Source organism: Patescibacteria group bacterium (genome assembly GCA_018897295.1).
Classification (GTDB): Bacteria; Patescibacteriota; Minisyncoccia; order RBG-13-40-8-A; family RBG-13-40-8-A; genus JAHILA01.
Map to the genome: position 1 here is coordinate 1 of JAHILA010000023.1, position 2,526 is coordinate 2,526.

General features: G+C 32.1%; 3 protein-coding genes. All 3 read left to right on the forward strand.

The genetic code is table 11. The features are described 5' to 3' along the window. Positions 1 to 174: 174 nt before the first annotated feature. Positions 175 to 978, forward strand: a complete 804-nt coding sequence (locus KKI21_03195; GenBank protein ID MBU4285205.1) for a site-specific DNA-methyltransferase — start codon at positions 175 to 177, stop codon at positions 976 to 978. Positions 979 to 990: 12 nt separating this feature from the next. Then, positions 991 to 2,127, forward strand: a complete 1,137-nt coding sequence (locus KKI21_03200) for a hypothetical protein (GenBank protein ID MBU4285206.1) — start codon at positions 991 to 993, stop codon at positions 2,125 to 2,127. Between the two features lie 181 nt (positions 2,128 to 2,308). Next, a partial coding sequence (locus tag KKI21_03205) for a hypothetical protein (GenBank protein ID MBU4285207.1) occupies positions 2,309 to 2,526 on the forward strand: 218 nt, incomplete at its 3' end.

Here is a 2,526-nt window from a genome sequence, read left to right on the forward strand (position 1 = left end):
TTTAGAGAATAGTCAATAGTTTTCATAAGTTAGCGGCCACTTGGCCGTTTTTTTTGTTTATGGTAAAATATAAATATGAGCAGAAGCAGATCAATCATTAATAGTTTACCGATGAGGGATTTTAACTTTATCCTTGATCGTAGCCACTCACTTGGATAATATTTATCTAACATTATGAAAAAAATTGAAATAAATAAAGTTTATAACATAGATTGTATTAAAGGAATGAAGTATATCCCAGACGATACGATTGATTTGGTTGTGACTGACCCGCCATTTGCGATAGAGTTCAAGGCGAAAAGGGGTAACTACAACAGGACACTGTCTCGGGTTTTAGATGGGTATAACGAAATTCCCAAAGAAAAATATTACGAATTTACGCTTCAATGGATGAAAGAGGTTAAAAGAATTTTGAAAGATTCTGGCAGTATGTATGTTTTTTCTGGCTGGAATAATCTTAAGGATATTTTAATGGCGATAGATGAGATGAATCTTATCACTATAAATCATTTAATTTGGAAATATCAATTTGGGGTGGTTACTAAAAGAAAGTTTGTCACATCTCATTATCATTGTTTGTATATTTGTAAAAACGACAAAGAACGAAAGTTTTTCCCATATTCAAGATATGAGAAAAATGAAAAAAATCAAAATAATGGCAGCTTGCATTATAAAGACAAAGAAGATGTTTGGACGATTAACAGAGAATATTGGAATGGAGATAAAAAAACGCCGACTAAATTGCCAGCCGAATTGATAAAAAAAATTCTTATGTATTCAAGCGAAAAGGATGATATTGTTTTGGACCCTTTTTTGGGATCTGGACAGGTGCCTGTGATTAGTAAAATATTAGGACGGCGATATATGGGGTTTGAAACAGTAAAAGAATATTATGAATTTGCGAAAGAAAGATTGGAAAAAAATTTGTATCGCATTAAGGATGATGATAAGAATATTGGAGAACAAACTTTATTATAAAAAAATAACAAAATGAATCTATATACGAACTTTAAGCAATGTGAACAAATCATAAAAATCATTGCGGAAACCGGCATTAAAAATTTTGCCGCGCATGATGTTAGCGAGTGCGAAATTTTTAAGAATACTGTCAAAGAAATAAAAAAAGCGGGAAAGTTGCCAAATAACAAAAGTGAAATACTTACTAATTTTTTATATCTTAACGCAGTTATGGACCAAGGAAGAGATCCAGAAGGCGTTAAAATGCTGTTGACCCAAGTTACTAATAGCGCATACAAAGCAGGAATAGAATTTTTACACAATCCAAATCATTTTTTTGAGAATTTAGTATTTTTTACGCGAGCGTTAAGAGAGAAACACGAAGAAATTAAGAAAATTAGAGCAGAAATCAGCGGATTGGGTTCGCGATATAATCTTTTTGATACAAGGATAAATCCCTATACGATGCATAGGTGGGGCACGGTAATGTTGTGTTTGAAAAAACTATACGAAGACGATAAAACATTGTTATCTTTTATGCTTGAATCTGGAAGAGCCGACAATATAGCAGATTATATTAGGAACGATACGGATTATGGTCTTGGGAACGCGATAGGATATAAGGCGGCAAGATTGTTAATAAAATGGATTATTCATACTTTTCCGATAATAAGAAAAGATGATTTGAGATGGGGTCCCAATTCTTATGAAATTCCTCTTGATAGCAATGTTGGAAGAGTATTTATGAGATCTGGTATTTTGTTTTTATTTGTTAATGAGGATAGTTTATGGAAAAGCAAGTGCTGGATTGAACAACCAAATGGCAAGGTAAATTTAAGCGCGCAAAGACTTAACGAATTAAGAATTTCGGAATCTACTCCAATGAAAAGTGAGATACAGGAAGTATTAAAAAGTTGGGGAGTTAGAAAAAGAAACATCATGAAGTCCTTGAACGCATTTATCCTTAAATTAAATAAAAAAGGAATTAAAATTTCGATGGGGCAGGTTGATGATGGATTTATGCATATAGGGCAAAATTTTTGCAAAAATGATAAGGCAATCTGCGATAAGTGCCCGCTAAATAAATTATGTTTGGCGAACAATAAGGAACCATTACTTAAAACACAATATTATTGCGGTGTTGGAGCGGGAGTTTTCTTTGGTAGGTAATTCCTTTCAAGAAGGTTTTAGAAATTCTGACGGAAGCCCAAGGCGCGCTAAAATATTGCTAAATTTAGATAATATCGCGTCCATAAAGACAATACGACCCAAATAAATATTGTTTGGATAAATACGCGCGTAAAAGGCGACTAATATATTTTTCAAAAGCACTAGTTATTTTAGGTGTATTGTGATTGACCAAGATATTTTGGATTTAAATAATTTGATGCCGACAAGAAAAAATTATAAAAACAAATTGAGAGAATATTTAATAAATAAATTACAAGTAGATAGTTTATTGCCAGATTATTGGAGTAAATATTCTAAAAAATATGTTGAGGAACATTATCCTAAATTTAATGTTTGGTATTGGAAACCTTGGAATAATAATCAAAAAACCCCTGAAAA

Excerpts from the sequence above, each read along its gene's own strand:
- KKI21_03200 (MBU4285206.1), top strand. The coding sequence starts at position 991 with ATGAATCTATATACGAACTTTAAGCAATGTGAACAAATCATAAAAATC.
- KKI21_03195 (MBU4285205.1), top strand. The coding sequence starts at position 175 with ATGAAAAAAATTGAAATAAATAAAGTTTATAACATAGATTGTATTAAA.